The 25,298-nt window shown below is 72.5% G+C and carries 25 protein-coding genes; 15 read left to right on the forward strand and 10 right to left on the reverse strand.

The annotated features are described in order from the left end of the window. Window positions 1-11 precede the first annotated feature (11 nt). The 5 genes from HNR73_RS40225 (at window position 12) to HNR73_RS28695 (ending at window position 7,627) form a co-directional block, all read left to right on the forward strand. Window positions 12-1,079: an N-acetylmuramoyl-L-alanine amidase gene (locus HNR73_RS40225; protein WP_239122251.1), complete on the forward strand. Its 1,068-nt coding sequence runs from the start codon at window positions 12-14 to the stop codon at window positions 1,077-1,079. Between the two features lie 274 nt (window positions 1,080-1,353). Beyond that, window positions 1,354-3,603, forward strand: coding sequence for a Fic family protein (locus HNR73_RS28680; protein WP_184790776.1), 2,250 nt, complete (start codon window positions 1,354-1,356; stop codon window positions 3,601-3,603). An 85-nt stretch (window positions 3,604-3,688) separates the two neighbouring features. Next, window positions 3,689-5,071: a hypothetical protein gene (locus HNR73_RS28685; protein ID WP_184790777.1), complete on the forward strand. Its 1,383-nt coding sequence runs from the start codon at window positions 3,689-3,691 to the stop codon at window positions 5,069-5,071. Between the two features lie 82 nt (window positions 5,072-5,153). Beyond that, the gene (locus HNR73_RS28690) at window positions 5,154-6,353 is read left to right on the forward strand and encodes an AAA family ATPase (RefSeq protein ID WP_184790778.1); all 1,200 of its coding nucleotides are present in this window, start codon (window positions 5,154-5,156) and stop codon (window positions 6,351-6,353) included. Between the two features lie 68 nt (window positions 6,354-6,421). Further along, complete coding sequence (locus HNR73_RS28695) at window positions 6,422-7,627, forward strand: vWA domain-containing protein (RefSeq protein ID WP_184790844.1); 1,206 nt, start codon at window positions 6,422-6,424, stop codon at window positions 7,625-7,627. On the opposite strand, the gene HNR73_RS28700 is transcribed toward HNR73_RS28695, so the two are convergent. Next, window positions 7,614-8,390, reverse strand: coding sequence for an alpha/beta fold hydrolase (locus HNR73_RS28700; RefSeq protein WP_184790779.1), 777 nt, complete (start codon window positions 8,388-8,390; stop codon window positions 7,614-7,616). The genes HNR73_RS28695 and HNR73_RS28700 overlap by 14 nt on opposite strands. Window positions 8,391-8,439: 49 nt before the next feature. On the opposite strand from HNR73_RS28700, the gene HNR73_RS28705 reads away from it, so the two are divergent. Continuing rightward, window positions 8,440-8,910 carry a MarR family winged helix-turn-helix transcriptional regulator gene (locus HNR73_RS28705; protein WP_184790780.1) on the forward strand — a complete coding sequence of 157 codons (471 nt, stop codon included), beginning with the start codon at window positions 8,440-8,442 and terminating at the stop codon, window positions 8,908-8,910. A gap of 25 nt (window positions 8,911-8,935) precedes the next feature. Here HNR73_RS28705 and HNR73_RS28710 read toward each other — a convergent pair whose 3' ends face one another. Next, window positions 8,936-10,252: an alpha/beta fold hydrolase gene (locus HNR73_RS28710; protein ID WP_184790781.1), complete on the reverse strand. Its 1,317-nt coding sequence runs from the start codon at window positions 10,250-10,252 to the stop codon at window positions 8,936-8,938. A 176-nt stretch (window positions 10,253-10,428) separates the two neighbouring features. Between HNR73_RS28710 and HNR73_RS28715 the strand changes: the two genes are divergently transcribed. Together HNR73_RS28715 and HNR73_RS40230 are read left to right on the forward strand one after the other, a co-directional pair. Next, a complete protein-coding gene (locus HNR73_RS28715; protein ID WP_184790782.1) occupies window positions 10,429-10,611 on the forward strand; it encodes a hypothetical protein in 183 nt (60 codons plus the stop codon). Next, window positions 10,611-11,561, forward strand: coding sequence for a peptidoglycan recognition protein family protein (locus HNR73_RS40230; RefSeq protein WP_184790783.1), 951 nt, complete (start codon window positions 10,611-10,613; stop codon window positions 11,559-11,561). The genes HNR73_RS28715 and HNR73_RS40230 overlap by 1 nt, the downstream gene beginning before the upstream one ends. 49 nt (window positions 11,562-11,610) lie before the next feature. Here the strand turns inward: HNR73_RS40230 and HNR73_RS28725 are convergent, their stop codons facing one another. Continuing rightward, window positions 11,611-12,441 carry an SDR family NAD(P)-dependent oxidoreductase gene (locus HNR73_RS28725; protein ID WP_184790784.1) on the reverse strand — a complete coding sequence of 277 codons (831 nt, stop codon included), beginning with the start codon at window positions 12,439-12,441 and terminating at the stop codon, window positions 11,611-11,613. 162 nt (window positions 12,442-12,603) lie between these two features. Here HNR73_RS28725 and HNR73_RS28730 point away from each other — a divergent pair, with 162 nt between their 5' ends. From HNR73_RS28730 to HNR73_RS28740, 3 genes are all read left to right on the forward strand, one after another. Beyond that, window positions 12,604-13,518: an RNA polymerase sigma-70 factor gene (locus HNR73_RS28730; protein ID WP_184790785.1), complete on the forward strand. Its 915-nt coding sequence runs from the start codon at window positions 12,604-12,606 to the stop codon at window positions 13,516-13,518. A gap of 108 nt (window positions 13,519-13,626) precedes the next feature. After that, window positions 13,627-14,433 (forward strand): oxidoreductase, encoded by an 807-nt coding sequence (locus HNR73_RS28735; RefSeq protein ID WP_239122252.1) that lies wholly within the window; start codon window positions 13,627-13,629, stop codon window positions 14,431-14,433. A gap of 45 nt (window positions 14,434-14,478) precedes the next feature. After that, window positions 14,479-15,468, forward strand: a complete 990-nt coding sequence (locus tag HNR73_RS28740; protein WP_184790787.1) for an aldo/keto reductase — start codon at window positions 14,479-14,481, stop codon at window positions 15,466-15,468. A 7-nt stretch (window positions 15,469-15,475) separates the two neighbouring features. On the opposite strand, the gene HNR73_RS28745 is transcribed toward HNR73_RS28740, so the two are convergent. Next, entirely contained in the window at window positions 15,476-16,405 is a 930-nt protein-coding gene (locus tag HNR73_RS28745; protein WP_203686611.1) for a DMT family transporter, read from the reverse strand. Between the two features lie 84 nt (window positions 16,406-16,489). Beyond that, window positions 16,490-17,317, reverse strand: coding sequence for a helix-turn-helix domain-containing protein (locus tag HNR73_RS28750; protein ID WP_184790788.1), 828 nt, complete (start codon window positions 17,315-17,317; stop codon window positions 16,490-16,492). A 137-nt stretch (window positions 17,318-17,454) separates the two neighbouring features. Here HNR73_RS28750 and HNR73_RS28755 point away from each other — a divergent pair, with 137 nt between their 5' ends. After that, window positions 17,455-18,204: an NADPH-dependent F420 reductase gene (locus tag HNR73_RS28755; RefSeq protein ID WP_184790789.1), complete on the forward strand. Its 750-nt coding sequence runs from the start codon at window positions 17,455-17,457 to the stop codon at window positions 18,202-18,204. Window positions 18,205-18,217: 13 nt separating this feature from the next. Here the strand turns inward: HNR73_RS28755 and HNR73_RS28760 are convergent, their stop codons facing one another. The 5 genes from HNR73_RS28760 to HNR73_RS28780 form a co-directional block, all read right to left on the reverse strand. Next, a complete protein-coding gene (locus tag HNR73_RS28760) occupies window positions 18,218-20,206 on the reverse strand; it encodes an MFS transporter (protein ID WP_184790790.1) in 1,989 nt (662 codons plus the stop codon). Then, window positions 20,203-20,637, reverse strand: coding sequence for a MarR family winged helix-turn-helix transcriptional regulator (locus HNR73_RS28765; protein ID WP_184790791.1), 435 nt, complete (start codon window positions 20,635-20,637; stop codon window positions 20,203-20,205). Before HNR73_RS28765 ends, HNR73_RS28760 begins: the two co-directional genes overlap by 4 nt. Window positions 20,638-20,709: 72 nt before the next feature. After that, on the reverse strand, window positions 20,710-21,357 hold the full coding sequence (locus HNR73_RS28770) for a GOLPH3/VPS74 family protein (RefSeq protein ID WP_184790792.1): 648 nt from the start codon (window positions 21,355-21,357) through the stop codon (window positions 20,710-20,712). Between the two features lie 32 nt (window positions 21,358-21,389). Beyond that, complete coding sequence (locus HNR73_RS28775) at window positions 21,390-22,313, reverse strand: pseudouridine-5'-phosphate glycosidase (protein ID WP_275414579.1); 924 nt, start codon at window positions 22,311-22,313, stop codon at window positions 21,390-21,392. Further along, entirely contained in the window at window positions 22,310-23,404 is a 1,095-nt protein-coding gene (locus HNR73_RS28780) for a carbohydrate kinase (protein ID WP_184790793.1), read from the reverse strand. The genes HNR73_RS28775 and HNR73_RS28780 overlap by 4 nt, the downstream gene beginning before the upstream one ends. A gap of 150 nt (window positions 23,405-23,554) precedes the next feature. Between HNR73_RS28780 and HNR73_RS28785 the strand changes: the two genes are divergently transcribed. The 3 genes from HNR73_RS28785 to HNR73_RS28795 are packed head-to-tail and all read left to right on the forward strand — an operon-like array spanning window position 23,555 to window position 25,291. Beyond that, entirely contained in the window at window positions 23,555-24,109 is a 555-nt protein-coding gene (locus tag HNR73_RS28785) for a hypothetical protein (RefSeq protein WP_184790794.1), read from the forward strand. After that, window positions 24,090-24,392 (forward strand): hypothetical protein, encoded by a 303-nt coding sequence (locus HNR73_RS28790; RefSeq protein ID WP_184790795.1) that lies wholly within the window; start codon window positions 24,090-24,092, stop codon window positions 24,390-24,392. Before HNR73_RS28785 ends, HNR73_RS28790 begins: the two co-directional genes overlap by 20 nt. An 11-nt stretch (window positions 24,393-24,403) precedes the next feature. Beyond that, window positions 24,404-25,291: a hypothetical protein gene (locus HNR73_RS28795; RefSeq protein WP_184790796.1), complete on the forward strand. Its 888-nt coding sequence runs from the start codon at window positions 24,404-24,406 to the stop codon at window positions 25,289-25,291. The last annotated feature ends 7 nt before the right edge of the window (window positions 25,292-25,298 follow it).

The following is a 25,298-nucleotide window of genomic DNA, read 5'->3' on the forward strand; positions in this document are numbered from 1 at the left end:
AGGAGACCACGTTGTCGTACCAGCCCCTTTCGCGCCGCAACCTTTTACGCGGTGCCGTCCTGCTCGGCGCCGGAGCCGCCGGAGTCCTACCGGCCGCGTCGGCCTTCGCCGCCGTCCCGAAGATCTACATCGACCCCGGGCACGGCGGCACCGACTCCGGCGCGGTCGGCAACAGCCTGCAGGAGAAGGCCCTCACCCTCGCCATCTCGCTCAAGACGCGCGACATCCTGAAGGCGAACTGGAGCGTCGACGTGCGCATGTCGCGCGCCACCGACGCCACCGTCAGCCTCACCGCCCGCACCAACGACGCCAACGCCTGGGGCGCCGACATCTTCGTCAGCATCCACATCAACTCCGGCGGCGGCACCGGCTTCGAGAGCTACCGGTACACCTCGGCCAGCGCCGGAAGCGTGCGCCTCCAGGACAACCTGCACGCCAAGATCCTGGCGGCCACCCGCGCGGTCGCGACCGTCACCGACCGCGGCAAGAAGGCGGCGAACTTCCACGTCCTGCGCGAGTCGACGATGCCGGCGGTGCTGACCGAGAACCTGTTCATCGACACCGCCTACGACGCCGGTCTGCTCAAGCGCGCCGACTTCATCAACGCCACCGCCAACGGCCACGCCCAGGGCATCGCGGCCTACTTCGGGCTCGGCGGGGGAGGCGGCGGTGGCTTCTCCACCATCGTCGACAACGCCAGTTCCCGCTTCACCGGCAGCGGCAACTGGGCCGCCTCGGCGTGGAGCGCCCAGCGCTACGACGCCGACTACCGCTACGCCACGCCGGACACCACCACCAGTGACGCCGCCTGGTACAAGGTCGCGATCCCCACCGCGGGCGCGTACTACGTCGACGTCTGGCACCCGGCCGACACCGGCTACAACAACGCCACCCCGTACATCGTCGCCGCCTCGGGCGGCAACCAGACCGTGGTCGTCGACCAGCGCAGCGGCGGCGGGGCCTGGCGCAACCTCGGTTCCTTCAACCTCGCGGCCGGCGACTACAACGCCGTCGGGATCAGCCGCTGGACGACCGGCACCGGCTACGTCGTCGCCGACGCCGTTCGCGTCCGAAAGTAAGGCCCAAGACCGCTGTGGACCCGGCCGTCCGGCCGGGTCCACAGTGGCCTGTGCGAAGGACTCGACCCCTCGTGCACACGGGTGGGCGATCTTTGCCCTCGCTCCTGCCCACCGGGGCAGGAGAATGCCCCGGCCCGGCCCGTACGGTGCCGGGATGGAGCGTGAGCGGGTTCCGGCGCGTGGGCCGCAGGCGGGGCGTCAGCCCGATCGTGGCCGCGGTCGTGTCCCGGGCCAGCGGCGCGGCGGCCTCGCGGCGCCGCGAACGGTCCAGGGAGTGCTGCGGCTGCAGAGCTCGGCCGGAAACCGCGCCGTCAGCCGCATGCTGTCGGTGCAACGGCAGGACCCCGACGAGGTCTCGGCACCGATGTCCTCGCCCGCCCCGGCCATGTCGTCGGCGGAACCCGTGTCCGCCGAACCCGCCCAGCCGACCCTGTCCTCCTCCGACCCGCAGGTCGACGGCCGAACCGTCACCGAAGTCGGCGGTGACCTCCAGGCCCGCGCGGGCCGCTACGTCCGCGCGATCGACTCCTTCAAACAGACCGGCGTCGACTCACGGCAGCAGGAGGTGGACTGGTACGGCGAACTCGACCTCGTCGGCGAGTTCATCGACCTGTTCAACAGCGCTCCCCGCACCGACCCGGCCCGCTGGGACGCCGTCCCCGGCCAGTGGGACGAGGTGCGCGCCGAACTCGACGCGGCCATCGCGGTCCCCACCACGCCCGAGCGGATCGGCGAGGCCGGCCGGCTCACCCACGAGGGCTTCGCCCACTTCGACCGCGTCTTCCGGCTCGACCAGCAACTCCGGGACGAGTTCTCGCAGTACCTGCGCGGTTTCAGCCAGTCCGCCGAGGGCGTCCACACCGTCGCCGTCGTCGTCCGCGACGTGTCCTTCGCCGCCGCGGTCTCGGTCGCGGTGGTCATCGCCGCGCCGGTCGTGGCGACCGGGGCCGCGGCCGCCGCGAGCTACGTCGGACTGACCGGCACGGCCGCGACCGTGGCCACCTACGGCGGCACCGCGCTGACCATGGGCGCCATGGGCGCCGGGATCGAAGGCGGCGGCCAGGCCCTGCCCGTCGCCGTCATGGAGGGCGTCGGACTCCTCAACGACATGGTGGTCGAAGGACGCACCTGGAACGACGCCGCCGCGCGCTTCGACTGGGGCCTGATCGGCGACAACGGCTGGGAGGGCATGAAACGCGGCTTCGTCGACGGTGTCCTCGCCTACGCCGGGCTCGGCTTCGACCGCGTGCTCGCGCGCGGCACCTCGGTGGCCCTGACCCGCATCCTCGGCCAGGAAGGCGCCAGCACCCTCGCGCAGGTCCTGCGCATGGCCTTGAACAGAGCCATCAGCGGCGGAGCGTCCGGCGCGGTCATCGGTGCCCTCGACGCCGGTGTCAAGGCAGCCATCGACGGCAAGAGCATGGCCGAGGTCGAGGCCGCGATGGAGCAGGGCTTCGTGATCGGCGGGCTCGCCGGAACCGTCCTCGGCGGCGCCGGCGGTGCCTTCGAGGGACGCGCGAAGGCACGCCTCGCCGCCGAGATCTCCGAACTCCAGTCGATCCTGGTGTCGAATCCCGAGGAGTTCGCGCGGCGCTACCGCACCCTCGTCGAGGAACTGACGCCCGAACAGCGCCTCGCCTGGGACACCGAGATGCAGGGCCGGCGCTTCGTCGACCGCGAACACTACGGGCCCGCCGCCGAGGCCTTCGAATCCGGCGCCTCGCCCGTCCCACCCGCGCACCGCTACGGCGAACCGCAGTTCCAGGACTGGCGGGAGGCCGCGGCGATGCTCGACGACCACGCCCGCTCCGGCCGTCCGCTCACCCAGGCCGAGGTCGAGGCCGCCCACGCCGCGGCCGCCAACCGCCTCCGCCGGGCCGACCCCGGCCGCGTCCGCGGCCCGGGCGCCGACGTGATCGGCGGAGGCGACCGGGGACTCGACCAGATGTTCACCGCGCTGACCCCCGAACAGCTCGCCGTGCTGGAACGCAACCCGCACATCCGGCTCGCCATGCGCGGGGCCGACGTCTCGTTCTCGGCCGAGGAGGCCGCCCGGGGCATGGAGGCGGCGATCATCGTCTACCCGGAGGGCGTCAACGTCCAGGGCAAACTCGACGACTTCTTCCGCTGGTACACCGAGGCCTCGGCCACCATGGCGCCGACCGACTTCGCCGCCGCCGCGCAGCGGGAACTCATCTCGATCCACCCCTTCGTCGACGGCAACGGGCGCGTCTCGCGGCTGGTCATGGACCACGCCCTGCAAAGCCACGGCCTGCCGCCGTCCCTTTTGGACAACCCGAACCTCGACTACATGATCTCCGAGGCCGCCTGGACCGCCCAGGTCCGGCGGGGCGTCGTGGAGTCCTACCAGACGACCCTGCGCCACGTGGACCTGTTCAACTACGCGCTGCGCTCCGGTGAGCTGGTGCGCGCGGGCGTGATGTGGGGCTCGATCCTCGGCCTGACCGGCCATCCCGACGAGCTGATCCGCTGGCTGTACGACGACGATCCGGTGTGCCGCTGAGGTACTTGCGGCGACTGGCTACGATGACGGGGATGACTTCCTCCTCGTACGGAACGGGGGCATCGTTCGCGCAAGGTGAGTGCTGATGGCACCTCACTTCGCCGACGATCCTCCACCCCGCCTGCTGATGTGGCTCCGCGTACGCGAGTACGCCGTCCCACCGTCCATGATCGAGACCGCCACCGCGCGCCGCGCGGCCGGTGACTGGGCAGGCGCGTGCGCCGCCGCCCGTGTCGACGTCGATCTCGACCTTCGCGCCGTGCGCCGACGCCACGGCACCGAACTCCTCGCCAGGCTGAGGGCCGACCTGCGCCGCCTGGCACCGGATCTCCTTCGCTGGCACGCGCCCCGCATCGCCCCCGACGGGCGGCTGCGGCCCGGCCTGACCATCCCGCTCGCCCGCTACGACACCGCCGACGGCACCCCGCTGCGGCTGGTCGTGCGCACGCCACCGACCTGGGCCGACGCCGGACAGCGCATGTCCCTCGGCCTGTGGGAGGGCCCGGCGAGCGTCTCGCGGCGTCATCCACATCCCCATCCCGACCGGCGGCACCGGCTCGACCTGCACCGGCACCTGTGGGACGCCGGGCGCAGCGGCGAACTGGCGCGACGCTGCGGCACGCCGGTGGACGGTCCCTCGGCCGATCCACAGTGGGCGGTGTCGCGGTGGGCCGCCGAAGCGGAGTCGCTGCTGCGTGCCGAAGGGCTGCCGCGCGGGGCCTTCACCGTCCGGCTCGGCGGGCGAAGACACGCCGTCTACGAACTCGTCGCGCCCGACGACAGCCACGCCCCGACGCTGCGGCCGGTGCCCGATTCCCTGCGACCACGCGAGATCGCGGCTCTGCCGGTGCTGCCGGAGGCCGCGGCCCGGGTCCTGCCGGACCTGGAACTGCTGCGGGCGGGACTGATCGGCCACGACCGACTGCACCCGCTGGTCGCCTCGGCGCTGTCGGGGGAGCCCGGCGGGGCGCGGCCGGTCGCCGCATCCGGTGACCCGCACCGGGTCGAATGCCGCGGTGAGGTCCACCGGATCGCGATGCGAGACGGCGTCTTGACGGCCGTCGACCACGACCCCGCTCAGCTGCACAGGGAACACCTGCTGGTCGCCCTCGGCGGCCCCGGGCTGCCCTGCCTGCGGGCGATCGACGCGGTCCACCGTGACCCCGAAGCGCTGCCCGCGGTCCGCGAGCGGATCCGGCACGGCGACTTCACCGGGGCACTGGACGTCGTGGAGGGCCTGATCGGTCCCGCCGCGATCCTGCGCGCCGGCCCGCTCCTAGAGGAGCTGGAGTCGGCCGCCGCCCGCCGCGTCGAACACGGACTCTTCCGTTCCGGGCTGGCCGGGATCCTCCTCTCGGAGCCCGCCCGGACCGGCCCCCGCCGTGAGCGGCTCAACCGGCGTACGCCTCCCTCGGTACGCGCCCGGCTCTCCCGAAGGTCACGGCCCCGCACGGGCCAATTCGCCTGACCGTTCTCCCCTTTCATCGTTTTTCACCCCTCGCCGTCCGGGCGGATCGCTCCGTCCCCGAAAACCCCAAGGTGATGCCCATATGAGTTCCCGTACCCAGTTGACCCTCGCCGACGACCTGCTGACCCTCCTGCGCACGACCACCACCGAACCGCGCCACGACGAGCAGCTCGAAGCGCTCACCGTCGCCGTCGCGGCCGACCTGCCGGTGCTCCTGTGGGGCGAGCCGGGCATCGGCAAGACCGCCGCGCTGACCCAGCTCGCGGCCTCCCTCGACCTGCCCTTGACGACCGTGATCGCCAGCGTCCACGAGCCTTCCGACTTCGCGGGGCTGCCCATCGTCGGTGAGGATCCCGAGACGCGGGGAGTGCCGATGGCGCCGCCGCAGTGGGCCGTCGAGCTCGTCCGGGCCGGACGCGGGCTGCTGTTCCTCGACGAACTGTCGACGGCCACCCCGGCGGTCCAGGCCGCGCTGCTGCGCGTGGTGCTGGAGCGGCGGGTCGGCGCCCTGCGACTACCGAAAGGCGTGCGGATCGTCGCGGCGGCCAACCCGCGCGCGTCGGCCGCCGACGGGTGGGAGCTGAGCCCGCCCCTGGCCAACCGCTTCGTGCACCTGCACTGGGTCCACGACCGCGACGTCGTGGTCCGCGGCCTCGGCGGCGTCTGGCCCGAAGCGGAACTTCCCCGGCTGGAGCCGGAACAGCTCCCGGACGCCGTCGCCCTCGCCCGCCGCGCGGTCTGCGGCTTCCTGACCGCACGGCCGAAACTCATCCACCGGCTCCCGACCACCGAGACCCGGCGCGGTGGAGCCTGGCCGTCACCGCGCAGCTGGGAGGCCGCCCTGACCCTCCTCGCCTTCGGCACAGCGGCCTCCGTCTCGCGCGACGTGCTGTCGCTGCTCGTGCGCGGCGCGGTCGGCGACGGGCCGGGACTCGAACTCCTCGCCCACCTGGAACGCATGGACCTGCCCGACCCGGAGACACTCCTGGCCGACCCACCCGCCGCCGAGCTGCCCGAACGCGGCGACCAGCGCCAGGCCACCCTGGAGGCCGTCGTGGCGGCCGTCGAGGCCTGGCCCGAACGGGAACGCTGGGAGGCGGGCTGGGCCGTCCTGGTGCGTGCACTGGAGACCGGTGCCCCCGACCTGCTCGTCGCCCCGGCGTCGGCCCTGGCGGCGCTGCGGCGCGACGACTGGGAGGTCCCCGAGGCGATGGAGCGGCTCGCCGGGGTCGTCGGCATCGCCTTGCGGGCAGAGGAGTCGGTCGCGGGTGCGCGCCGATGAGCACCGGCCAAACGGTCTCGGTGCCGCGATCCGACACGAACCGGCGACCCGCCGGCCCGCCCCTCGACATGGAGAAACTGCTCGCGGCCCGCTTGCACGCCGTGCGGGTCCGCCCCTACCTCGCCGACGCGCTGTTCGCGCTCGCCATCGTCGAGGACCCGTCGGTGCCGACGATGGGCGTCGACGCGTACTGGCGCTGCTACGTCTCGCCCGCCTTCGTGGCGCGCACACCGATCGACGAGCTGGCGGGCGTGTGGGTGCACGAGGTGTCCCACCTCCTCCGCGACCATCACGGGCGCGGTGAGCGCTACGCGCGGGAACACGACGAGTACGGGCCCGGTGAGCGTTTGCGGCGCAACATCGCCGCCGACTTCGAGATCAACGACGACATCTACGGTGACGGCCTGCCCGTGCCGTCCGGGGCGGCGGTTCCGCAGCTGCTGGGGTTGCCCGTGGACCTGCTGATGGAGCAGTACCTGCGCACGTCGACGATGACGGGCCTCGCCGCCGAGCTGGCCTGGCTCGACTGCGGCAGTGGTGCCGACGGGGAGATCCGGCCGTGGGAGCTGGGCCCGAACGGCGCCCACGGCCTCAGCAGGCAGCAGCGCGACGCGGTCCGCTTCCGGGTCGCCGAAGGGATCAAGGGCCGTCCGGGGGACGCCCCGGACGGCTGGCGGCGCTGGGCCGACGAGGCCTTCCATCCGCCGCAGCCGTGGCGGCGGCTGCTGGGGGCGGCGATCCGCTCGGCCGTCGGCAGCCCGGGCGTCGGCGAGAACCACACCTACCGGCGTCCGTCGCGACGGTCGGCGAGCGTGCCGGGGGTGGTGCTGCCGAGCCTGCGCCGGACGCCCCCGCGCGTCCGTGTCGTGATCGACACCTCCGGGTCGGTCAGCGACGCCGAACTCGGCGCGGCCCTGCTGGAGGTCGCGGCGATCGCGCGGGCCGTCGGCGGCAGGCGGGACCTGGTGTCGGTGATCTCCTGCGACGCCGCCGCCGGGGTCGCCGTCCCCCTCTGCCGGGCGGAGAGCATGGAGCTGATCGGCGGTGGGGGAACCGATCTGCGCGAGGGTTTCGCGCGGGCGCTGCGTTCGGCGCCCCGTCCGGACGTGATCGTCGCGTTGACCGACGGCCAGACGCCGTGGCCGTCGGCACCGCCACCGTGCCGGACGATCGTCGGGCTCTTCCCACGTCCCTCCCGGCCCGCCGACGAGACCGATCCCGACTACGAACCCGAACGGCCGCCGGACTGGGCCCGCGTCGTCACGATCGGCTGAGGAAGTCGCGGAGCGCCTCGTCGTACTCTTTCGGTTTCTCCATGTTGGGGTAGTGCGCCGCGCCTTCGATGGTGACCGCGCGTCCATCGGGGACGGAAGCGGCGAGGCGCTCGGCCATGCCGATGTGGTCGGGGGAGTCGAGGGCACCGTGGACGGCCAGCACCGGGACCTCGATGCCGGGGAGGCGCTCCCAGGTCTCGGTGACCGGCACCAGGAGGTCGGGCTCGCCCGGGGCGTGCTTCGACATGGTGCTCCGGGCCATGTCGCGCAGGCGGTCGACCACGTCGGGGGAGAGGTCGGCGAGGGTCCTGGCCGGACCGGCGGCGAAGAGCGTGAGCAGTTCGACCGACTCCTCCAGCGAGCCCGCCGCCATCGCCGCGTGCCAGCGGCCGAGGACGTCGACCGTCCAGGGATCGGCGAAGACCGGTTCACCGGTCCCGGCTCCGGTGACGACGAGCCCGGCGACGAGTTCGGGGTGCTCCAACGCGGTGTCGACGGCGGTCGCCGCGCCCATCGAGACACCGACGAGGACGGCCGGACCGGTGCGGAGTTCGCGCAGGAGGGCGGCGAGGTGATCGGTGTGGCGGGCGGGTTCGGTGAGATTCGGCGAGCGGCCGTGGCCGCGCGCGTCGGGTGCGATGACGCGGTGGTCGGCGGCGAATGCGGATATCTGCGCCTCCCATACGCGGTGGTCGAGGAAGCCGCCGTGCAGGAGGACGAGAGGGCGGCCGGAGCCGGTGTCGATGTGAAAAAGCTCGCTCATGACACCTAAGGTGTCATCTTTTCGGCGAGATGACAACCAAGGTGTCATGATGGTGGATGTGCAGAACCCCGAACCCGCCGACCTCGGCGACCGCCTCGTCGAGGTATTCGACCTCGTCGGCCCGCTGTACCGGCGCGCCCAGCGCAAGGTCGAACACGACGCACCGGCGGCGGGTTTGTCCGTCGGCGTGCGCGCGGTACTGAACATGCTGCGGACGCACGGGCCGATGACCGTCCCGCAGATGAGCCGCGCGCAGGCGCTCAGCCGCCAGTTCGTCCAGCGGACGGTCAACGACGCCGCCGCCGAAGGCCTCGCCGAGGTCACCGCCAACCCCGCGCACCGGCGCTCCTCGCTCATCCGCCTCACCGCGAAAGGGTCGCTCGCGATCGAGTCCCTCATGGACAGTGAGCGGGCGATCCTGCGCACCGCCGCCGGCGAACTCACCGAAGCCGAGATCGACACCTGCGTACGCGTGCTCGGGACGCTCGTGCGCTTCCTCGACGACGTGGACGTCGACTGAGGAGACCACGAGCGCCCCGAACCGATCACCCGCGCGGGAAACCTCCCGGCGTGTGCTCGAAGAACGCCGCCTCGGCGGCCCGGGGCTGGAACGTCACGCCCCAGTCGGGCGCCGACCGGAACCCGGGGCCGAGCTCGCGGGCGGCGGCGTTGAGACTCCCGGGATCGAGCTGTCCCCAGTCGCCGGTCGTGACACGGTCCTCCAGCGCACGCAGCGCGACGGCGTACTCCGACACCGTGTGGCAGCAGTGGCCGCCCCGGTCGGTGTGCACGCGGCGGAGCAGGTCGCCGCGGCCGCCGGCCTCGACACGACCGGCGAAGACCGACTCGTGCTCCACGGGGACGAGACCGTCGCCGACGGTGTGCATGGTCAGCACGGGCGCGTTCAGCCGCCCGGTGGGGGTGAGGCCCGCCAGCCGCGCGGCGGCCGAAGCGTCGGCGGAGACACGCGGGGCGGCGTTGAGCCGGTCGAGGTCGGCGTCGAGGTCGAGCCCGGCCGCGGCATAGGCGGCCCGGGCGGCGCCATGCTGCGTGGACCGTTCGAACTGGCGCCGGTAGTCGACCTCGGTGTTGCCCGACGGGTTCCCACCGAGGCGCGCCTCAATCTGCGCGCGCGTGGCCGTCCAGTACCCCGCCAGACCCATCGACCCGTACTGCGCCTGCTGATCGATCACGCCGGCGGTGTCGGCCGGGCGCGGCTGGAGCGCACGGGCCCAGCCGACCACGTCGGCCAGCGCCGAGGCCAGCGCGAGACGCGCGCGCTTCACCGGATCGCCGAGGGCACCGGCGATGACGGCCCGCACCCGTTCGCCGACCGCGTCCGGGTCGGTGATGCCGACGAGCGGGACATCGCGCGCGTCGAGCAACCGCGTGACGGCGTGGGCGTAGTCGAGGGTCAGGTCCAACAGTCCTGCCAAGCCCGCAAGGGGCGCGCCCGCCGACAGCGCCCCGTCGACGCGATCGGCGTGGCGCTCGGCCATCAGCACCGACATCAGCCCGCCGGCCGAGCTGCCCCACGCGATGACCCGCCGGGGCTCGCCGACCAGACCGTCGACCCGGTCGAGCAGCGCCAGCTGCGCCTCGATCGACATGTCCAGCTCCGCCGCCGTCGACTGGGCCCGGTAATTCGACGCGGCCAAGGTATATCCGCTGTCCAGCAACCAGTCCCGGGTCCGCGGATCGGGCGCGACCGGCACGGGTTGCCCGGGCCACGCGGTGTACAGCGGCGACTGGCTCCACAGCACCAGCGTGCCGTGCCCCCGCGCCGGTACCTCGACGCGGAAACGCGCGCCGTCGATCTCGCCCTCGTGCACTTCGGCCGCGGTATCGGTCGTGGTCGTCATGTCTCCTCCAGGTGTTCCGCTCATGAGGAAACGGTCGCAGCGGAAGGCGCCCGGCACATCGCACGCGCGGCGGCCGTCGCCGTGCCCTCCCGGACGCATCGCGCGGCCCGTTCCTACGCTCCCGGGCGTAGGAACGGGCCTGGAATCGGAGCCCGGTTTGCTCTACTGTCCCGGGCATGTCGTTACCTCATGACAGCACCGACGAACCCGCCCCCTCGATCCCCCTCACCCGCCGGCACGCGATCGCGCTGGCCGCCGCCGGCACCGTCGCGGCGGTGATCGCCCCCGCGATCCCCGCGGCCGCCGCCGAGACCGAACCCGGCCCCGAATGCCTCGCCGACCTCATGGGAGCCCCGTGATGGCGACGATCACCTGGCTCGCCGACGTCCTCCGCCAGGCCGGTGTTCCGGTCGTGGAGGAAGGCGACTGGCGCAACCGCATGCGTCCCGGCGCCTTCGACCCCATCGGCGTGCTGTGGCACCACACCGCCTCGACGTCCAGCGCGGGAAACCCGGCACCCGCGCTGAACATCTGCATCAACGGACGCCCCGACCTGCCCGGCCCGCTGTGCCAGGCCCTCGTCGACTACAACGGCGTCTTCCACATCATCTCCGCCGGCCGTGCCAACCACGCCGGAGCCAGCCGCGGCAGCGGCCCGATCCCCGCCGGTGACGGCAACGCCCTGCTCGTCGGCTGGGAGATCGACTACAACGGCGTCAGCCAGGAGATGACCGACGCGCAGTACCGCAACTCCGTCAAGGCCACCGTCGCCGTCCTCCGCCGCCTCGGCAAGGGATCGGCCTACGTCCGCGGCCACCGCGAGACCAGCACGAGCGGGAAGATCGACCCGTCCTTCATCGACCTCGACCTGCTGCGCGCCGAGATCGCCGCGCTACTCGGCGAGGCCCCGAGCTGGCCGATCCTGCGCAAGGGCGCGACCGGCGAGAACGTCCGCACGCTCCAGTTCCTGCTCCGGCAGCACGGTGCGACGCTGACCGTCGACGGCGACTTCGGCGCGGTCACCGAGACCGCCGTCCGCGCCTTCCAGACCGCCGGCGGCCTCACCGTCGACGGCGTGGTCGGCGCCCAGTCGTGGCCGAAACTCGTCGTCACCCTCCGGCAGGGCGCGACAGGCGAGGCCGTGAAGGCCCTCCAGCGCAGACTCGCCGTCGTGCACGGCTTCAACCTCAACGTGGACGGGAACTTCGCGACCGCGACGAACACCGCCGTCCGCTCCTTCCAGACCGGCCACGGCCTGACCGTCGACGGCGTCGTCGGACCGGTCACCTGGCTGGCGCTCATCGGCTGACGCACGGGTGCGCCGCCGCCCACTCCGGCGGCGGCGCACCCACGGCGTTTCAGCCCTGCGCCTCCGCGGAGAGCTCCTGCCAGTCCTCCCAGGTCCGCAGGCGCTCGGCGTAGACCTGCTGGATCATCGGGTGGAAACCCTTCCCGAACAGGATCCGCACCGGCGGCTCGTCATGGTCGACGAGCTTGAGCAGAACGCGGGCCGCGGCGGCCGGATCGCCCGCGGGCTGCCGGCCGGCCATCGCGCCGAGCCGCGCGCGCAGCGCGTCGTAGGCCGGGTCCTTCTCGGCCATGAAACCGTTGTCGAGCGGATCGGGGTTCCTGCCCTGCCGCGTGGCGTAACCACCGGGTTCGACGATGGTCACCTTGATCCCGAAGGCCGCGACCTCACCGGCGAGCGCCTCGAACAGGCCTTCAAGAGCCCACTTCGAAGCGTGGTAGGCACCGCCGAGCGGCATCGCGACGACCCCGGCCGCCGACGAGAGCTGGACGATGCGTCCCGAACCCCGCGCGCGCATGCCGGGGAGCGCGGCCTGGACGACCCACACCGCGCCGAACAGGTTGGTTTCGAGCTGGTCGCGCAGTTCCTTCTCACTGAGTTCCTCGACGGCGCCGATCTGGGCGTAACCGGCGTTGTTGACGATGACGTCGAGCCGGCCGAAGTGCTCCTCGGCCCGCCGCACCGCCGCGAAGACGGCGTCCTTGTCGGTCACGTCCATCTCCAGCGGCAGGACCGCCTCACCGTGCTCGGCGACGAGACCGGCGAGGCCGCCGGCGTTCCGGGCGGTCGCGACGACCTTGTCCCCGCGCGACAGGGCCGCCTCGACGAACTGGCGGCCCAGGCCGCGCGACGAACCGGTGACGAACCAGACCTTGCTCATGATGGCTTCCGTTCTCTCGTTGCGGACTGTCGCGGATGGGATGCCGACCGCCCGGATCCCGTGACGCGTAGTGGCCCAGGCCACAACAGGTGGCCGCCAACGACCCGCGGGGGATCCCTAAAGTGGGCGCGACGGCCGACGGCGAGCGGATGGGAGCGGCCCTTGAGCGACACCTCCGACAACGGCGCACGCACCCGCCCCGACCCCGCCACCGAGGCCTTCGTCGCGCACCGACGGCTGCTGTTCACCGTCGCCTACCAGCTCCTCGGGTCGGCCGCCGACGCCGAGGACGTCCTCCAGGAGACCTGGCTCAAGTGGTCCGAGGTCGACCTTGCCACCGTCGAGAACCGCCGCGCCTATCTCGTGCGGATCGCCACCCGGCAGGCCCTCATGCAGCTGCGGACCCTCGGCCGGCGCAAGGAGTCCTACGTCGGGCCCTGGCTGCCCGAACCCCTGCTCACCGCACCCGACGTCGCCGAGGACGTCGCGCTCGCCGACAGCGTCTCCATGTCGATGATGCTGGTACTGGAGACCCTCGGTTCGCTGGAACGGGCCGTGTTCGTGTTGCGCGAGGTCTTCGCCCTCGACTACGACGAGATCGCCGAAGCGGTCGGCAGATCCGCCGACGCCGTCCGCCAGATCGCCCGCCGCGCCCGCACCCACGTCGCCGCCCGCAGGCCGCGCGGAATCGTCTCGGCGGCCGAGAACCGGGCCGCGCTCGGCGCCTTCCAGCGGGCCGTCCAGACCGGCGACCTCCAGGGCCTCTTCGACATCCTCGCGCCCGACGTCGTCGCCCTCAACGACGGCGGCGGCATCAGACACGCCGCCGTGCGGCCCGTCGTCGGTGCCGGCAAGGTCGTGCGCCTCTACGCCTCCGGCATCGCCAAGGTCGGCGCGGACCTCGTCTTCGAGCCCGTCGACATCAACGGCGGCCCGGCCCTGCTGCTCCGCCTCGACGGCGAGATCGACGGCATCGTCACCATGCGCGTCGAGGACGGCCTCGTCACCGGCCTCTACTACGTCCGCAACCCCGAGAAGCTCACCAGGGTCGACAAGGCGATCACGATGGCCCGCTGAGCGGCACTAACGAACGGTGCGAAGGGGCAGCCGGTCAGCGCGAAAGGGCCTGGCCACACCGAGACCCGCGCGTGCACAGTGAGGTCACCCACAGTGCAGGAGGCCCCCGTGAACTGGCTCATCACCGGCTGCTCGACCGGACTCGGGCGCGCGCTCGCCGAGCGTGTCCTCGACCGCGGCGACCGCGTCGTCGTCACCGCCCGCGACCTGTCGGCGATCGCCGACCTCGCCGCGAGGGACAACGCCCTCGCCTTACGTCTCGACGTCACCGACCCCGCACAGATCGCGGCGGCCGTCGCCGCGGCCGGCCCGATCGACGTCCTGGTCAACAACGCCGCCTACGGCTACCTCGCCGGCATCGAGGAGGGTGAGGACGCCGAGATCCGCGCGGTCTTCGAGACCAACGTCTTCGGCCTGACCGCCCTGACCAGGGCCGTGCTGCCCGGCATGCGCGAGCGCGGCTCGGGTCACGTGGTGAACATGTCCTCGATCGGCGGGCTCGTCGTCTTCCCCGCGATCGGCTACTACTGCGCCACCAAGTGGGCGATCGAGGCGATCTCTGAGGCGCTCGCGATCGAGGCCGCGCCCCTGGGCATCAAGGTCACCATCGTGGAACCCGCGGGCTTCCGGACGAACTGGGCGGCGGGTTCGCTGCACGTGTCACCGGTATCCATCCCGGACTACGAGGTCGTCGCCGGGCAGCGCGACTTCATCCCGACCATCACCGGCCACCAGCCCGGCGACCCGCACCGCGCGGCCGACGCCGTCATCGACGCCGTGTACGCCCCCGAACCGCCCCTGCGGCTCCTGCTCGGCGCGCAGGCCGTCGACATCCTGGAGCAGCGGGTGAAGGACTACACCGACCTCGTCGAGTCGGGCCGGGCGAGCGCGGGGGCCGCCGACTTCCCCGAATGACGCCGAACTTGACCTAGAGCCCGCTCTAGGATGAACACTCGCGGCATGAGATATCGCGAGATCGGGGTTTCCCCCGCCACCCGGCGCACCGTCAGCGTCTTGAGCCTCGGCGCCATGACCTTCGGCACGACCGTCGACGAGGCGACCTCCTTCGCCATCCTCGACCGCTTCACCGAGGCGGGCGGGACCTTCATCGACACCGCCAACAACTACGCCTACTGGGTCAACGGCACCCAGGGCGGTGAGAGCGAGGCCCTGCTCGGGCGCTGGCGGCGCAGCCGGGGCGTCGGCGAGGAGATCGTCGTCGCCACGAAACTCGGCGGCCGCCCGCCCGTGCCGACCACGGGCATCTCCAAGGACATCGATGGCCTGTCGGCGACGGTGATCCGCGAGTCCGCCGAACGCAGCCGCGAACGCCTCGGCGTCGAGCGCATCGACCTGCTCTACGCCCACGGGATGGATCCCGCCGGTGTGCCGCAGGAGGAGAGCGTCGAGGCCTTCGCCGGGCTCGTCGCCGACGGGACCGCCGGACTCCTCGGCGCCAGCAACCACTGGGCATGGCGCCTCGACCGGGCGCGCGGGATCGCCGCCGCGACGGGCGTCGCGGGCTTCGAGGTGCTCCAGTACCACCGCACCTACCTCCAGCCGCGCAGCGACATCCCGACGCTGCGTTCCCCCGACGGCAGCCCGGGCCTGGTCGGCCCGGACCTGCTGTCCTACCTGCGCGAGGAACCCGGCCTCGCCCTCGTCGCCTACTCGCCGCTGATCGGCGGCGCCTACACCCGTGACGACAAGCCGATCCCGCCGATCTACGACCACCCCGGCGGCCACGCCCGCCTCGCGGCACTGCGGAAGGTCGCCGCCGAGACCGGGGCGACGGCCGGTCAGGTCGCCCTCGCCTGGCTCATCGGCGGCGAGATCCCGTCGATCCCGATCGTCGGCGCGTCCACGGTCGCGCAACTCGACGAGAGCCTCGCCGCCGTCGACCTGGAACTCACCGCCGAACAGCGGGCGCTGCTCGACACGGCCGGGTAGGCGGCGCTCAGGCCTCCGATCGCGCGGCCGCACGTCCTCGCAGCGCGGCCGCGGCGAGTCCCGCACCGATGAGGGCCGCGCCGGCCAGGTGAAAGCCGCGGATGCGCTCGCCGAGGAAGAAGAAGGCCAGTACGGCGCCGAAGACTGGCATCAGATGCAGGAACTGCCCGGCGCGGGCGGCGCCGAGCAGTTCGGCGCCCCGGTTGTAGCAGAAGTAGCACAGTAGGGAGGGGATCAGCGCGACGTAGGCGACCGCCGCGATGGACCCGGCCGTCAGCGGCAGCGAGCGGCCCGACGCCGTTTCGGCGAAGGCGAAAGGCGCGAGCATGAGGGCGCCGAGACCGAAGGTGACGGTCAGCAGGCTGAGCGGATGCACCCGCGGGCGCCGCCGCAGCAGGGCCGTGTAGAGCGCGTAACCGACGACGGCCAGCAGGATCCAGGCGTGGCCGACATTCAGGTCGAACGCCCCGGCGTTCAGCGGGCGGCCCTCGGTCACGACCACCCACACCCCGGCCAGCGACAGCGCGAGGCCGAGCAACTGCGCCGCCCGGGGCCGCTCCCGGTACAGCGCGAACACGAACACGAGGATGAGCAGCGGCATGACCGACTGCATCAGCAGCGCACTGATCGCCGTGCTCGTCCGCAGCCCCTGGTAGACGAAGGTGTTGTAGGCGGCGACACCGGTGAGCGCCAGCAGCAGCACCGTCCACTTGCGCTCGGCCAGCGCGGGTAGGTCACGACGCAGCCGGGGGAGCCCGAAAGGCAGCAGGACGAGCGTCGCGGTGAGCCAGCGGAAGAAGGCGAGGTTCACCGGCGGAACCGAACCCTGGATCAGACGCCCGACGACGAAGTTGCCCGACCAGCCGGCCGCCGCCAGGCACAGCAGCAGCGACGGGAAACGGTACAGCCGAAGGAAACCCGCACGCATCCGCCGCATCGCCGCTCCTTCCACAGCCCGAAGGTCAACCTAGCGGCGGGCCGTGGGCGGTGGCCGGAACCCGGGGGCGGCACGGGGAATCGGTCACAGCGCGGCCAGTTCCCGCAGGCGCCGCTCCGAGACCGAACCCGGCTCGGCGGCGAACAGTTCCAGCCCGTGGCAGGCCGGCGCGTCGGGCAACGCGACGGTCTCGGCGTGCAGGGTCAGCGACCCGGCGGACGGATGGCGCAGCGTCCACACCCGTGACCGCGCCCGCGCGACGAGCCGTTCCGCCCACAGCCGCGCGAAGTCGGGACTCAGCCCGCTCATGCCCTCGATGTGCCCGGCGAGGGCGGCATCGCCGCGGAAGCGCCCGCAGAGGACACGCAGGTGGGCGACGTGCGCACGGGCGGCACCCGGCCAGTCCGCGTGCAGTTCCCGGGCACGAGGATCGGCGAAGAGCAGATGGGACAGCGTGCGCTCGCCCTCCGGCAGTTCCCCGAAGTCGCCGAGGACGGCCGCGGCGAGCCGGTTCCAGCCCACGATCTGCGTGTGGCGGCCGACGAGCAGCGCCGGTGTCAACACCAGCGAGTCCAGCAGGTGCCGGGTCCCCGGCGGCACCCCGGGAACGGCATCGGCGTCGGGGCAAGGTGGTGGACGCCGGGCGATCCGGCGCAGGTACTCCGCCTCGTCGGCGTCGAGCCGCAGGACCGCGCCCACCGCGGCCAGGACCTCGTCGGAGACGCCTTCGCCCTTCCCCTGCTCCAGCCGCGTGTAATGCGCGATGCTCACGCCCGCGACCGCCGCCAGCTCCTCACGGCGCAGCCCGGCGACCCGCCGCACCCCGCCGTGCTCACGCAGGCCGACGTCGCCCGGGCGCAGCCTCGCCCGCCGCGAGGTGAGGAACCCGCTCAGCTCGGTCCGGTCGTCCACCGCGCAACCCTACGTCCGCCCGGCCGAAGGTGATCACGCGATGAGCACCCACGACAGGGATCTGGCTGCGCGGCGGCGACGGACCCAGACTCCTCCTCGGGCCGCTCTCCGCGGCCCCGGCACGAACGGAGAAGCACATGCCCCACACCCTCGGACTCCTCGGCGGCGGGATGATCGCGGCCTCGATCGCGCGGCTGGCCGTCGACGCGGGCCTCGACGTCGTCGTGAGCAACACACGCGGACCGGCGACCCTCGCCGATCTCGTCGCCGGCCTCGGCGGCCGCACCAGGGCCGCGACGCCCGAGGAGGCGGCCCTTGCCGGGGACCTCGTCGTCGCCGCCGTCCCGCCCAGCGCACACGGGCGCCTCCCGGCGGTGGCGCTCGCGGGGAAGACGGTCCTCGACACGGCGAACTACTACCCGGAGCGCGATGGCCGCGTCCCCGAGCTGGAGGAGGGGACGACGTCCAGCGCGCGGCTTCAGAGCATCCTGCCCGGGGCACGGGTCGTCAAGGCGTTCAACAACATCACGCCCCATCAGATCCGCACCCTCGCCCGCGCGGCCGGTGCGGCCGACCGCAGCGCGCTGCCCGTCGCCGCCGACGACGAGACGGCTCGTGCGGAGGCCGTCGCGCTGCTCGACCTCCTCGGGTTCGACGCGGTCGACGCCGGGACGCTTCGCGACAGCTGGCGCTGTGAGCCGGGCACGCCCGTCTACATCCGGCCCTACCTCGGAGGGGTCCCGGCGATGAACATCGAGGACTTCCTGCGCTGGACGGAGGAGACGCCCGGCGTCGTGGTGCCCGCGGAACGGGTCACCGCGCTCCTGGCGGAGGCGGTGCGGTTGCGGGCGGGAGAGGCCGAACTGCCGAAGGAGAACGCGGTCTGAGGCCGCTGTGACGTCAGCCCTTCAAGGCCGAGATCACCTCGTCGGTGGTCGTCGTCTCGCCGAGTTTGGGGAAGATCTTCGCGACGCTGTTCTCGTGGGCGCCGGCGTCGACGTCGGTCATCGCGTCGGTCGCGAGCGCCACGTGATAGCCGTGCTCGTGCGCGGCCCGCGCGGTCGACTCGACCCCGATCGAGGTCGCGACCCCGCCGAGAACCACCTGCGTCACGCCCCGGCGGCGCAGCTGGACGTCGAGGTCGGTGCCGTGGAAGGCGCCCCAGTTGCGTTTCGTCACCACGATGTCGGACTCGTGCCCGGCGAGTCCGTCGAGGAGCTGGGCGAACTCCGCCGGGGTCGAACCGGAGCGCGGGCCGACGTCGGTGCGGCCGGGCGGGAAGAGGTCGGTCTCGACCCGGACGAGCACGACCGGGTGCCCGGCGGCGCGGAACGCCTCGGCGAGGCGGACCCCGTTGGCGACGGCGTCGGCCATCGGGATCGGCGCCCCCGGAGCGGCGGCGGTGCCCTTCTGGAAGTCGACGAGCACCAGGGCGGCCTGGTCGTCCACGGCGGACAGTGGCATGACGGTTGCTTCCTTTCCCTTGTCGGATACGGGTTCCCGGCAGACGCGGCGAAGCGAGCGGTCGAGCAGCGTCACCGCGAGCAACAGCACGGCGACGACGCCCATGAACACCGCCAGGCCGTGCAGGCCCGAGGTGTGGGCGCCGTCGGTGAAGAACGCGGCGTTGGCGGAGGAGGCGATCAGGGCCCCGAGGTACATGAAGGTGCGCAGCAACCCGGCCGAGGAGCCCATCCGGGCGGGTTCGGCCTGGTGGTACAGCGCGTTCTGGTTGGCGAGGCCGTTGAGGCCCTGCGGAATGCCCAGCACGACGCACAGCGCCAGCAGCGTCCAGATCGGGGATCCGTCGCCGATGAACAGGATTCCGGCGCTTCCGGCGATCTGGGCTACGCCGCCGACGATGAGCTTGCCGCGCACCTCCTTGCGGCGTCCGGTCCAGACGGTGACCAGGATCGCGCTGCCAGACAGGGGAAGCAGCACCAGTCCCGCCGCCGAGGCGTGCAGGCCGCGGCCCTCCTCCAGCCACTGGGTGAAGCCGTACATGAAGGCGTAGGTGACCGTGAAGGCCAGCGTCTGGCGCAGGAAGGTCGCCAGCAGAGCGGGATTGCCGCCGAGGACGCGCAGGTCGAGGAAGGGCCGTTCGTGCCGCAGCTCGCGGCGGGCGAAGGCCGCACCGGCCGCCAGGGCCAGCGCGGGCAGCCACCAGCGGTCGGCGCGCAGGTCCATGAGGAACAGCAGGAGCGCGGTGAGCATGCCCGCGAACAGGACCATGCCGGGCACGTCGAGTCCGGCCCACCCGGCCTTGGTGTCGCGCCGGGTCTTCGGCAGCCGCAGCGCGCCGAGGACCAGGCAGGCCAGGGACAGCGGGATGTTGACGGTGAAGATCGTGCGCCATCCGCCGAGGCCGATGAGCAGCCCGCCGAGGGTCGGGCCGATGACCGCGACGGTCTGGTTGGCCGCCGACAGCGCCGCCAGGACGGCGCTCGGGCTGTCGGTGCCGGTCCGCTCCGACTCGCCGCGGATGAGGTACATCGAGGCGGGATAGGCCGCGCAGGTCGCGAACCCGAGGACGACGCGGGCCAGGATGAGGAAGCCGAGGTTGGGGGCGAGTGCGCCGAGGATGCCCGCGACTCCCGCCAGGGCGGTGCCGGACAGGTAGAGGGTGCGCGGCCCGAACATGTCGACGAGGCGCCCGACGACCGGCTGGCCGACCGCGGACGCCAGGTACAGGCCCGAGACGAGCCACACCGTCTCCGAGGGCGGGGCGCCGAGGGCGGCGCCGATCGGGATCAGCGCGACGGCGAGCATCGAGGAGTTGATCGGGTTGAGGATCGAGCCGACGATCATCGGCGCGATGAGGCGGCGGTCGAAGCCCTCACCGGTGTGGCGGCCGCGCAGCCTCACCAGGAGGGCGGGCAGCGGGTTCATCGGTCGTTGAGCCGGTCGAGCAGTCCCATGGCGCGCACGATCGTCTCGCGCTCCTCCTCGGTGAAGCCCTGGTCGAGTTCGCGGGCGAGCCATTCCTGCCGGGCGAGCCGGTCGCCCTGGACGCGCGCGACGCCCTCGGCGGTGAGGCTGACGACCTGGCGGCGGCCGTCGGAGGGATCGGGGCGGCGGCTGATCAGGGCGTGCTGTTCGAGGACGGCCAGCGTCGCGGCCATCGACTGGGGGCGGACGCGTTCGGCGGCGGCCAGGCCGCTGGCGCCGGCGGGGCCGGACTTGTCGAGGCGGGTGAGCACGGAGATCTGCGAGGGCGTCAGGTCCTCCGCCCGGGCCAGTTCCCGCAGACGGCGGCGGAGGCGCCCGAACACGACCCGGATCTCGCGTGCGGCCCGCACGGCGCTCGGTTCGGTGTCCATGGGGCCAAGGCTAGAACCGTCAGGCTGGACTGTCCAGTTCAGGCTGACGGTTTCCAGGGTGACGTGGGTCGCTCACGACCCCACCACCACGAGTCCCGACCCCGAGCGGAACAGCGTCATCGCCAGCCGGGTCCCGTCGACGAAGGGTCTGACCTCGGGGAAGCCGTCGGCGAGTGCGCCGAAGGCCTTCGTCACGGCACTGGTCTTCGCGTGCGGCAGCGCGGCCGGTTCCATGAAGGTGGTGGCGACGATTCCGGCGAGGGCCGCGGTCCGGGCGCCGGCTCCGGTGCCGTCGGCGAAGGTCCGGTCGAGACGGGCGCGGATCTCGTCTTCGACGCCGGCGTCGACGGGTTTGTGGCGTTCGACGGGGATGAGGCCGAGGGCGCGGTCGCGCTCGTGGGCGAGGACGCCGTGTGCGACGAGCCCGTCGAGGACCCGCTGCCGCAGGTCGACTCCGGCGAGGATCTGCACCCACGAGCTCGGGATGTGGCGCGTCCTGGACCCCGACAGGCGGGTCAGGGCCTCATCGACGGCGGCGTCGCCGAAGGGCGTGCCTCCGGCGACGTCGACCCGGCCGGAGTCGTCGACGGTGACGCGGCCGCCCAGCGAGAGTTCGAGGAGGGCCGCACCGGCCAGGCTCCACTGGAGGTACGGGGCGGCGTTGCGGCCCTTGTCGTCGCGGTAGGCCAGGAAGACCACTTCTTCGAGGAGGTTCGCCATGCCCGCCACGCTAGTGCGACGCCCGTGCGTCGTCAGCTCTTCGCGGCGTACTCCCGCGCGATGGCCGCGCCGAGGCGGGCGTTGGCGCGCACCAGGGCGATGTTCGCCGTCAGGCTGGCGCCCTCGGTCAGCTCCACGATCCGGCCGAGCAGGTAGGGCGTGATGTCCTTGCCGAGGACCCCGAGTGCGTCGGCGTCGGCGAGGGCGCGCTCGATGATGCCGCCGATGTGGTCGGCGTGGATCTCGTCCTCGGCCGGGATGGGGTTGGCGACGACCACGCCGCCGGCGAGGCCGAGTCCCCACTTCGCGCGCATCACGTCGGCGACCTCGGCGGCGGAGTCGACGCGCATGGGTGCACCGTGGCCGCTGCCGCGGGAGTAGAAGGACGGGAACTCGTCGCTGCCGTTGACCAGCACCGGTACGCCGAGGGTCTCCAGCTTCTCCAGCGTCAGCCCGATGTCGAGGATGCTCTTGACCCCGGCGCTGACGACGGCCACGTCGGTGGCGGCCAGTTCGGTCAGGTCGGCGCTCACGTCGAAGGTGCGTTCGGCGCCGCGGTGGACGCCGCCGAGCCCGCCGGTCACGAAGACCCGGATCCCGGCCAGCGCGGCCAGCCGCATCGTCGCGGCGACCGTCGTCGCGCCGTGCGCGCCCCGGGCGACGATGAAGGGCAGGTCACGGACGCTGACCTTGGCGACGTTGCCGTCGCTGGCCAGCAGTTCGAGGCCTTCGCGGTCGAGGCCGACGCGCGGGACGCCGCCGAGCAGCGCGATCGTCGCCGGGACGGCGCCGTGCTCGCGGATGATCCCCTCGACCTCGACGGCCATCGCCACGTTCTGCGGGTAGGGCATGCCGTGGCTGATGATCGTGCTCTCCAGCGCGACGACGGGCGTGCCGTCGCGCAGGGCCTCGGCGACCTCGTCGGTCAGGCGCAGCATCGGGTGGGGTGTCGTCACAGGGTGCTCCTCACGAGCGTGTCGGTCAGGTCGGGCCGGACCGTGTGCGGCCCGGCGATGGTCAGCGCCGCCGCGGCGTGGCCGTAGGCGGCCGCGGCCACCACGTCCTCTCCGGCGAGCAGCGCGTGGGCGAAGGCGGCGAGCGCGGCGTCGCCGGCGCCGGTGACGTCGACGACCCGCGCGGGCACGGCGCCGACCGTGACGGCGCCTTCGGGACCGCTGAGCAGTGAGCCGGCCTCGCCGAGGTGCGTCCAGACATGGCGGACACCGCGTTCGTGGAGGGCGTCGGCGGCCGCGCGGACCTCGCGGTCGGTGCCGGCGGGCAGGCCGGTGATCGTGGCGAGCTCGTCGCGGTTCGGGGTGATCGCGAACAGCGGCCGCTCGGCGGCGACGAGGTGGGCGCGGGCCCTGGCCTTCGGGACGCTGACGGGTTCGAGGATCGCGCGTACCCCGGCGGCGACCGCCAGGTCCAGCGCATAGGCCAGTGTCGCCTCGGGGAGGTTCCCGTCGAGGACGAGGAGTTCGGCGCCGGCGATGAGGTCGCGGGCGGCGGCGACCTGCGCGGTGTCGATGTCCTCGGTGGCGGTCATGTCGGAGACCGCGACGACCAGTTCGCCGTCGGCGTCGAGCACGGCGGTGTAGGTGCCGGTCGGCCGGGTGCTGCGCCGGACGTGCTCGACGTGCACGCCCGCCGCCGAGGTCGCCGCGAGGACCTGGTCGCCGAGGGTGTCGCCGCCGACGACCGAGACGAGGTGCGTGCGGGTGCCCAGCCGGGCGAGGTTCTCGGCGACGTTGCGGCCGACGCCGCCGGGCGTGATGGTCGCCGTGCCGGGGTTGCTCGACGCGGAGACGACCGGCCGTTCGCTGCGGGCCTTGACGTCCATGTTCGCGCCGCCGACGACCACGACGGCGGGCCTGGTCGCCAGGACGTAGCCCCGGCCGAGGATGACGCCTTTGCGGCCGAGGTTGGACAGGTGCACGTTCACCGCGGCCCGGGTCGTGCCGAGAGTCTCGGCGATCGCCGCCGAGCCGATCATCGGGTCGCGGCGGAGGAGGGCGACGATCTCGCGCTCGCGTTCGGTGAGGGACACCTGATGATCATAAAGGGGCCTTGCTGGAATAAAGGGCGGGGGTGGTGTGGGGTCTTGAGTCCTCGCCCAAGGTCGGCTCAAGGTCGGCCCGTGGGCGTCGCACTACCTTGACGCGCACCGAACCCCCGGCCCACGCCGAAGGAGTCCCCGATGCCGATGACCTCTCGATACGCCGGAATGCGCGTCGAGGCCCACAGTCCCGACGGCTCCGTCCACGCGCGACTCGCCGTACCCGGGGGCCTCGACCTCGACTACCTCCCCGGCGGCCTCGACCACACCGACGACGAACTCGAACGGCAGCTCCGGTACGTCCTGCGATCGCTGCTGGCCACCGCCACGAACGCGATGAGCGAGGCCCGCGGCGGCACCACGTCGCACGACGCCCCCGACGGTCTCGACGCGCGCGTCGCCGCAGCGCGCGGTGAGCGGGCGCGGGAACTGCTGGAGACCTTCGACGCCGTCGACGATTCGGCCGACGGAAGCGTCCACGTCCGGCTCACCGCCGACGGCTCCATCGGCGTCGACATCGCCTACGGCGCCGTCGACGCCCACGGCGGGGAACACCTCGTCGATGAGGCGCTCCACGCGACCCGGCGGCTCTTCGCCGCCCAGGCCGCCAGATTCGACGAAGTGCTCGACGAAGTCGTCAACAGAATGTCCCGCAGCGAACTGGAGGAGCGGATCCATGGTGGAAATCGATACTGACGCCGTCCGGCGGGTGGGCAACAGCCTCTACCCCGCCCTGGCCGACAAGTACGCCGCGGCGGCGGCGCTGCTGACCGAGGACGTGCCCTACCACGACATCGCGGAGGCCTGGAACGCCTACCGCGAGCAGATCCGGCTCTACCTCACCACCAGCGAGACGCACCTGGGCGACTGCGGCGATGTCCTGGTGAAACTGGCCGACGACTACGACGCCACCGAGACCGAGAACGCCTACAACATCGCCTATCCCTACGAGTCGACCTTCCAGAACGAGAGCGACTGAGACCCATGGCCATGGACTACGACACTTTCAGCGAGAAACTCCAGTCCAACTGGGACGAACTGATGGACGTGGCGCTCGCCAAGATCACCGCTGAGAAGGAGGCGCTGTGGCGGATGACCGGCGACGTCCCCATCGCCGGAGCGATCTATCACATCGTCAACAACGACGAACTCGGCCAGACCGACGCCTCCCGCACCTCCGAGACGCTCATCGATCTGGAGGACTTCGCCGCCCGCTGCGGCGACTACGCCGACATCGCCGCGATGGTCGACGACTTCGAGGCCGCGCGCGAGATCCTCAACGGTGACGACGGCGTCGACGGCGACATCCGCGCCATCACCGAGGGCCTGGCCGACTGGGAGAGCAGCACCTCGGAGACCTTCAAGGTCTCATACGTGGAGACCATCGGCCAGCGCAAGACCAACCAGTACGAAGCCCTCGGCAGCGCCAAGACGGCCCTCGAATACGTGATCGCCTTCATCGACGAGTACCGCGCCGCGCTCCTCGACCTGCCGGTGCAGGCCAAGAAGGCACTCGAGGAGTACCACGTCGATCACTACTCCGCCCTCGGCACGGCCGCGATCGCGGTGAGCATCATCGGCATGCTCGTCAACCCCGTCGCCGGGCTGGCCGCCGCCGAGGTCGAGAAGAAGATCAAGGAACTCCAGAAGCGGGAGGGCATCGGCGTCTCCGGTGTCTTCGAGGAGCTGCGCAAGGGCGTCGAAGAACTCCACGCCAGTCTCGACGAATCGATGGAGGACCTCTCAACCAAGATCGCCGAACGTCGCGACGGCGAATGGTGGTCCGACTTCGTCTCCTCCCGCCCCGCTCCCGACGGCGCCTTGGCCGACCAGTCGAGCACGTCCTCCGGTAGCAACCACACCGGCGGCGGCGCCTGAGCGGCCA

Source organism: Phytomonospora endophytica, from assembly GCF_014202425.1.
In the GTDB taxonomy this organism is placed as follows: domain Bacteria; phylum Actinomycetota; class Actinomycetes; order Mycobacteriales; family Micromonosporaceae; genus Phytomonospora; species Phytomonospora endophytica.

What these genes read in the sequence shown, in the direction of transcription:
- HNR73_RS28690 (WP_184790778.1), top strand. Translation starts at nt 5,154, where the DNA reads ATGAGTTCCCGTACCCAGTTGACCCTCGCCGACGACCTGCTGACCCTC.
- HNR73_RS28685 (WP_184790777.1), top strand. Translation starts at nt 3,689, where the DNA reads ATGGCACCTCACTTCGCCGACGATCCTCCACCCCGCCTGCTGATGTGG.
- HNR73_RS28725 (WP_184790784.1), bottom strand. Translation starts at nt 12,441, where the DNA reads ATGAGCAAGGTCTGGTTCGTCACCGGTTCGTCGCGCGGCCTGGGCCGC.
- HNR73_RS28695 (WP_184790844.1), top strand. Translation starts at nt 6,422, where the DNA reads ATGGAGAAACTGCTCGCGGCCCGCTTGCACGCCGTGCGGGTCCGCCCC.
- HNR73_RS28745 (WP_203686611.1), bottom strand. Translation starts at nt 16,405, where the DNA reads ATGCGGCGGATGCGTGCGGGTTTCCTTCGGCTGTACCGTTTCCCGTCG.
- HNR73_RS28770 (WP_184790792.1), bottom strand. Translation starts at nt 21,357, where the DNA reads ATGGCGAACCTCCTCGAAGAAGTGGTCTTCCTGGCCTACCGCGACGAC.
- HNR73_RS28700 (WP_184790779.1), bottom strand. Translation starts at nt 8,390, where the DNA reads ATGAGCGAGCTTTTTCACATCGACACCGGCTCCGGCCGCCCTCTCGTC.
- HNR73_RS28795 (WP_184790796.1), top strand. Translation starts at nt 24,404, where the DNA reads ATGGACTACGACACTTTCAGCGAGAAACTCCAGTCCAACTGGGACGAA.
- HNR73_RS28740 (WP_184790787.1), top strand. Translation starts at nt 14,479, where the DNA reads ATGAGATATCGCGAGATCGGGGTTTCCCCCGCCACCCGGCGCACCGTC.
- HNR73_RS28785 (WP_184790794.1), top strand. Translation starts at nt 23,555, where the DNA reads ATGCCGATGACCTCTCGATACGCCGGAATGCGCGTCGAGGCCCACAGT.
- HNR73_RS28710 (WP_184790781.1), bottom strand. Translation starts at nt 10,252, where the DNA reads ATGACGACCACGACCGATACCGCGGCCGAAGTGCACGAGGGCGAGATC.
- HNR73_RS28705 (WP_184790780.1), top strand. Translation starts at nt 8,440, where the DNA reads ATGGTGGATGTGCAGAACCCCGAACCCGCCGACCTCGGCGACCGCCTC.
- HNR73_RS28765 (WP_184790791.1), bottom strand. Translation starts at nt 20,637, where the DNA reads ATGGACACCGAACCGAGCGCCGTGCGGGCCGCACGCGAGATCCGGGTC.
- HNR73_RS28715 (WP_184790782.1), top strand. Translation starts at nt 10,429, where the DNA reads ATGTCGTTACCTCATGACAGCACCGACGAACCCGCCCCCTCGATCCCC.
- HNR73_RS28790 (WP_184790795.1), top strand. Translation starts at nt 24,090, where the DNA reads ATGGTGGAAATCGATACTGACGCCGTCCGGCGGGTGGGCAACAGCCTC.
- HNR73_RS28760 (WP_184790790.1), bottom strand. Translation starts at nt 20,206, where the DNA reads ATGAACCCGCTGCCCGCCCTCCTGGTGAGGCTGCGCGGCCGCCACACC.
- HNR73_RS40230 (WP_184790783.1), top strand. Translation starts at nt 10,611, where the DNA reads ATGGCGACGATCACCTGGCTCGCCGACGTCCTCCGCCAGGCCGGTGTT.
- HNR73_RS28755 (WP_184790789.1), top strand. Translation starts at nt 17,455, where the DNA reads ATGCCCCACACCCTCGGACTCCTCGGCGGCGGGATGATCGCGGCCTCG.